The sequence below is a fragment of the Candidatus Coatesbacteria bacterium genome (assembly GCA_014728225.1).
Taxonomy (GTDB): domain Bacteria; phylum RBG-13-66-14; class RBG-13-66-14; order RBG-13-66-14; family RBG-13-66-14; genus WJLX01.
In genome coordinates this window covers 1-5,717 of sequence record WJLX01000036.1, presented here as the reverse complement: position 1 = coordinate 5,717, position 5,717 = coordinate 1, and the positions used below count along the sequence as shown (strand labels likewise).

The 5,717-nt window shown below is 67.0% G+C and carries 6 protein-coding genes; all 6 read right to left on the bottom strand.

Annotated elements, in window-relative coordinates; all coding sequences use genetic code 11:
• Window positions 1–36: 36 nt before the first annotated feature.
• Window positions 37–573 carry a rubrerythrin family protein gene (locus GF399_02735; protein ID MBD3399229.1) on the bottom strand — a complete coding sequence of 179 codons (537 nt, stop codon included), beginning with the start codon at window positions 571–573 and terminating at the stop codon, window positions 37–39.
• 215 nt (window positions 574–788) lie between these two features.
• Window positions 789–1,994, bottom strand: coding sequence for an MBL fold metallo-hydrolase (locus GF399_02730; GenBank protein ID MBD3399228.1), 1,206 nt, complete (start codon window positions 1,992–1,994; stop codon window positions 789–791).
• A 151-nt stretch (window positions 1,995–2,145) separates the two neighbouring features.
• A complete protein-coding gene (locus GF399_02725; GenBank protein ID MBD3399227.1) occupies window positions 2,146–2,310 on the bottom strand; it encodes a rubredoxin in 165 nt (54 codons plus the stop codon).
• Window positions 2,311–2,685: 375 nt separating this feature from the next.
• Entirely contained in the window at window positions 2,686–2,847 is a 162-nt protein-coding gene (locus GF399_02720) for a rubredoxin (GenBank protein MBD3399226.1), read from the bottom strand.
• Between the two features lie 227 nt (window positions 2,848–3,074).
• Window positions 3,075–3,689, bottom strand: coding sequence for an indolepyruvate ferredoxin oxidoreductase (locus tag GF399_02715; protein MBD3399225.1), 615 nt, complete (start codon window positions 3,687–3,689; stop codon window positions 3,075–3,077).
• Between the two features lie 148 nt (window positions 3,690–3,837).
• On the bottom strand, window positions 3,838–5,717 hold a 1,880-nt coding region (locus GF399_02710), incomplete at its 5' end, for an indolepyruvate ferredoxin oxidoreductase (GenBank protein ID MBD3399224.1).

Below are 5,717 nucleotides of genomic sequence, written 5' to 3'. Positions count from 1 at the left end.
GCCCTCCGGTTTTGCTACATAAGACTATGTTCGGGGTTAGATCAGCTCTTCGTAGCCGTCGAACTTCTTGAAGGTCCCCTTCTTCCACTGGCAGACGGGGCAGACCTCGGGCAGGGGATCCTTGTCGGAGACGATGTGGGTAAAGCCGCAGTTGGGGCAGATGTAGACATCGCCGATCTCCCAGTCGTCGCCCTTGTCGGCGTGAGCCTTGGCCGAGCGGTACATGGCCTCGTGGATCTTCTCGGCCTCGATGGCGTAGTGGATGCTGTGTTCGGCCTCGCGTTCGTCCTGGAGCTTGGCGACGGCGTCGTAGGCGGGGTACATTTCCTCGACCTCGAAGTTCTCGCCGGCGATGGCGTCCTGGAGGTTGTCGGCGGTACCCTGGAGGGCCTTGAGGGCCTTTAAGTGGTTGGTGGCGTGAACGCGCTCGGCGTAGCTGATGGCGCGGAACAGCTTGGCGATGTGGGGCAGGCCATCCTTGGCGGCCTTGTCGGCGTAGGCGGCGTACTTCATGTGGGCCTTGCTCTCGCCGCAGAAGGCGGCCCAGAGGAACTCCTCGGTCATCTTGTGCATGGGGTGGGCTCCTTGCGGTTGTTGATGCTGCCGTTACGCGGTCATTCTAACATTAGCGACTGGTGATATAAGGGTTGGGGGTTGAATCGAGAACGGGTAGCTGTAAGGGGTTAGGGCTTGTTCGCCGGGCGGGATGGTGAGTCCCCGTCTGCGGGGTCGCTTGTCGGAGAAGCGGGCGGCTGAGGACAGCCGCCCCTACGGAATGCGTCAGCGCGCTAGCCCAGGGCGTTCTCGGCCAGGCGTACGCCCCAGGCGTGGGCGGCGGCCAGGTCGTCCTCGGTGGGGCGCAGGACGACGCGCAGCGGCTCCTCGGGGGTCTTGAACTTGAACTGCTCGAGGCGCTGCTGGATAGCCGGGGCGGCCTCGCCGCTCCAGCCGTAGCTGCCGAAGGCTCCGGCCGTCTTGGAGCGCTTCTGGGGCACCAGGGCGAACAGGGCCAGGGCGTTCCAGACGGGGGCCAGGGCGTCGCCGGCGATGGTGTCCGAGCCGACGAGGATCAGGTCGGCCATCTCGGCCTCGTCGATGAGCCGTCCCGGCTCGAGGTCGTTGACGTCGAAGAAGTGGGTCTGCATGCCGGCCTCGCGGGCGCCGGCGGCGGCGGCCTTGCCGAGGCGGTGGGTCATGCCGTAGCTCGAGGCGGAGAAGACGAAGCACAGCGGTTTGTCGCCCTCGGGCTTGAGGGGCTGGGACCACTCCTCGTAGAGGCCCCAGTAGTGCTCGACCTCCTGCTTGCCGTGGATCAGCGGGCCGTGGCCGACCATGATGTGCTCGAGGGGCAGGTGACCGACGAGCTCCATCGCCTGGCGCAGGTGTTTCTTGAAGGGCCGCAGGATGACGTCGAAGTAGTACTTGTAGGCCTGGTGGAAGTCGCCGACCCTATCGGAGAGCAGGCGGTCGTCGGCGTAGTGGCAGCCGAAGATGTCGCAGGTGAACAGGGCCTTGTCGGCGGGCAGCCAGGTGCACATCGTGTCCGGCCAGTGGAGGAAGGGCGTCTTGTAGAACTCGAGCTCGAGGTTGCCCAGGTCGAGTTTCTGGCCGTCCTCCTCGATGATCAGCGTTTCGCCGTCGTAGTCGACCAGGCCGCGGAAGAAGCGCTCGCCGACTTTGCTCATCACCGGGACGGCGTTGGGGGCCAGCTTGAGCAGTTGTTCGAGGGTGCCGGAGTGGTCGGGTTCGAAGTGATTGCAGACGATGTATTGGACCTTGTCGAGGTCGACTAGCTCGCGCACCCGGGACAGGTAGAGCTCGGAAAGGTAGCTCTTCGAGGTGTCGATGAGGGCGGGCTTGTCGGCGTCGATGAAGTAGGCGTTGTAGGTCGTGCCCCACTCGGTGTTCATGATGACGTCGAAGGTGCGCAGGGCGGCGTCGAGGACGCCGCACCAGTAGACGTGGTCGGTGATTTTTCGGCTGTGGCTGTTCATGCAATCCTCCAAAACAAATCCGCGGGCGGGTCAGGCTGGCGGGTCGATAAGCAGGTGCGCATAATTATGCACCTTCGAGGTGGGAAATGCAAGCCGCCGACAAAAGAGGGACCCGCAAGGGGTCCCTCGGCAAACCGAGCAAGCCGCGGTCCTAGTCCTGGTAGGGCTCGAAGGCGTCGAGCGAGGCGCCGCACTCCGGGCACTCCCACGGATCGGGAAGCTCGGCGAAGGCGGTGCCTTCGTCGATGCCGAAGTCCGGATCGCCCTGACGCGGATCGTAGATGTATCCGCAGACCGTGCATTCGTAAAGCTCCACCACGTCTCCTTTGGTTGGGGGTGACGAAGCTGATTCAGCGGCGCGTCCGGCGGGACCCAGCGGTCCCGGACCGCCCGCAAGGTATTATGCCCGTTTGGCGGGAAAAAGCAAGGAAAAAGTGTCACGTCGGTCGCCCGGCCCCGTCACGGTTTTTGCATACCGAGTTTCTCCGGTTGGCTGACCGGAGAAACTCGCGCAACAACCGCGCCGGGGCCTCGTGTTTTTTGCAGTCTCGCCGGATCGGGTCCCGGATCGGGTCAAGGAAGGACCGACCTTTCGGTCGGTCCATGATCGACAACGTTGCCGAACACTCGTTCGGCGGGCCACGGGCCAACATACACCTGCCGGGCTAGCTCTCTCCGAACGGGTGTTCGGCTAGTCCAGCGGCTCGAAGGCGTCCTTGGTGGCGCCGCATTCCGGGCAGACCCAGTCGTCGGGGATGTCCTCGAAGGCGGTGCCGGGGTCGACGCCGCCGTCGGGGTCGCCCTTGGCGGGGTCGTAGATGTAGCCGCAGATGGTGCATTCGTACTTGGTCATGGCTCTCCTCGGTTCTTGGCTGCGGGTGTCGGCTTGGGCGGTTCGTGAGCTGTTGCCAACCTGGAAGTTGCTGAAGCCGCGGCGCCGCTCGACGTCCTCATTCGGCTCGATGTGCCGGGGGAGGGCGGGGCCGCGGGGGCGGGTGCTCCTCGTCGTCTGGCGCCCGCCGGGCATCTTAAACCGTCGCGGGGGGTTCGGTCAAGGCCGGTTTGCGGCGCAGGACAGAGCTACCGGGCCTCGGCCACCTCGACGGCGGCTGCGTATCCCCGGCGGTAGCAGTCCAGGTTGACCTCGAGGTAGGCCGGCTTGCTGGTTTGGCGGATGCCCTCCTCGATCATCGCGCCGTCGAAGGGCGTGGCGCCGGAGCCTGCCAGGGCGCCCAGCAGGACGGCGTTGGTCGAGATCCAGCTGCCGCGCTCGACGGCGTAGCCGGTGGCGTCGAGGGCCACGATCCCGCCGGCGAAGCCCGCGAAGGCCCGGGGGATCTCGTCCAGCGGCGGGTAGGGTTCGCGCTCGAGACGGGTCATCAGCGGATCGATCGGGCTGAGGTTGACGATAACGGTCCCGCCCTGGCGCAGGTAACGAGCGGCGCGCCAGGCCTCGACGGCCTCGAGGGCGAAGAGGACGTCGGCCTCGCCGGGGGCGATCAGTGGACTGTAGCCGGGTTCGTCGCCCAGGCGGACCGTCGAGACGACGACGCCGCCGCGTTGGGCCAGGCCGTGGGTCTCGACGCCGGCGACGTTGACGCCCGCGGCCCGGGCGGCGTGGGTGATGACCCGGCCGGCGGCGCCGATGCCCTGGCCGCCGACGCCGATGAGGTAGATGTTGCAGGTCTGGGACATTCTGACTCCCCGGTTGGCGACCCCGGCCCTGCGCCGGCGGTGGCACGCTTATTGCGGCATTGACGGTTCTCGACGTCCGTCCGGCTCCGGCGGTGCAATAATCGCGCCACCGCCTCCGTCGTCGTCGGGTTCGACCCGGCCCTGTGCTCTAATACGCCCGGACGTACTCGGTGTCCTGAACGATGGCCTCTTCCGGACACACCTGGGCGCAACAGCCGCAGCCGATGCACAGCTCCGGATCGATCTGCACCGCGCCCGCTGGCTCGAAGTAGAACGCCGGGCAGGCGAAATACTTGATGCATGTCTTCTTCAGCGTGCACTTGTCCGTGTCTACCCGATAGGGCGGCGGCATTTTGCGCTCGCGCCGCCACTGCCGGGTGGTGTAGAGCATGCAGGGATGTCGCAGGACGACCACCGCCGGACCCGTGAAGGCCAGGCCGCGCTTGACCGCCTCACGCACCTCGTCGATCCGCCAGGCCTCGACCTCCTCGATCTGGGCGAAGCCCAGGGTTTGCAGCAGCTTAACCGGCTCGATCTCCGCCCGGGAACCCTCCGGGCCGCGACCGGAGTGCGGGTTGGGTTGGTGGCCCGTCATCGCCGTGATCTGGTTGTCCATCAGCAGCACCGTCACGTCGTGATCGTTCCAGGCGGCGTTGATCAGCCCCTCGATCCCGGCGTGGAAGAAGGTCGAATCGCCGAGGAAGCTGGTCACTTTGCTGTCGCCCAGCACGTGCTTGATGCCCTGGGCGACGGTCGGTCCGGCGCCCATGCAGACCAGGCTCTCGCCCAGCTCGTAGGGCGGGAAGTAGCTCATGGTGTGGCAGCCGATGTCGGCCTGGGCGTGGCCCCGGCGGCCGACGGCCATCTTGGTCCCGAAGACCGCCGAGCGGTGGCCGCAGCCCGGACAGAGCTGGGGCAGCCGCCTGGGCGCCTTGTCGCTCAGGTCCAGTACCTCGAGGGGGTAGTCGACACCGAAGCGTTTACCCAGCAGCCGGGTCAGGCGGCCCGGGTCCAGCTCGGCCAACTGCGCGCTGAAATCCTCCGCCCGGGCGTACTTGCCCAGCCCGCTGATCAGGCAGTCCAGCCCCTCCTCGTAGGCGATGACCTTCAGCTCCTCCTCGAGGACGGGGTCCAGCTCCTCGATCACCAGGACCTCGTCGTGGCTCCGGCAGAACTCGACCAGCTTGCGCCGCGGCAGGGGGTAGCTCAGCCCCAGCTTGAGGATCTCGGCCCCCCGGCCCAGCAGGCGCAGCGCCGAGCGCGTCGCCGCGAAGGCCGCCCCGCCGCAGATGATTCCGCAGCCCGCGTCCGTCCCCGCCTGGCGCACGACGTAGTTCCAGTCGTCGGCCTCGGCGTATTGCCCGAACTCGATCAGCCGCTCGAGAGCCTTACCCTTCATCGCCACGGCGTCGGCGGCGATGGGCACCTGGGTCTTGTCCGGCACCCCCCCCGGTTCGATCGGACTCTCCGGCAGCGCGCCGAACTCCACCGGCATGCTGCCGTGGGAGATCCGCGTCGTCATCCGCAGCATGATCGCCGTGCGATGCTCCCGCGCCATCCTCGAGGCCCAGACGAACATGTCCTTGCTCTCCTGGGCGTCGGAGGGCTCCAGCATCGGCATGTAGCACAGCCGGACGTAGCGCCGGTTGTCCTGCTCGTTCTGGCTCGACAGCGCGCTGGGGTCGTCGCCCACGATGACCACCAGACCCCCCGGCAGCTCGTAGAGCGGCAACTGGACGAAGGCGTCCGCCGCCACGTTCAACCCCACGCTCTTGAAGAACACGCAGCTCGGCGCCCCCGCCAGCGCCGCGCCGAAGGCGAACTCCGTCGCCACGATCTCGTTGGTCGAGTACTCGAAGTAGAGCCCCTCCGGCTTGGCCGCCAGCAAACCCGCGGCGATCTCCGGCGTCGGCGAGCCCGGATACGTCGTCACCACCTGGACGCCCGCCTCGCAGAAGGCGCGCACCAGGGCGTGGTTACCCATCAACAGCTCGCGGGTGCCGGCCGGGGCCGTGGGGATCTCCGTCG

Bases quoted from the DNA above. Each gene is read 5' to 3' on its own strand.
- GF399_02730 (MBD3399228.1), bottom strand. From the start codon at position 1,994: ATGAACAGCCACAGCCGAAAAATCACCGACCACGTCTACTGGTGCGGC.
- GF399_02715 (MBD3399225.1), bottom strand. From the start codon at position 3,689: ATGTCCCAGACCTGCAACATCTACCTCATCGGCGTCGGCGGCCAGGGC.
- GF399_02735 (MBD3399229.1), bottom strand. From the start codon at position 573: ATGCACAAGATGACCGAGGAGTTCCTCTGGGCCGCCTTCTGCGGCGAG.
- GF399_02720 (MBD3399226.1), bottom strand. From the start codon at position 2,847: ATGACCAAGTACGAATGCACCATCTGCGGCTACATCTACGACCCCGCC.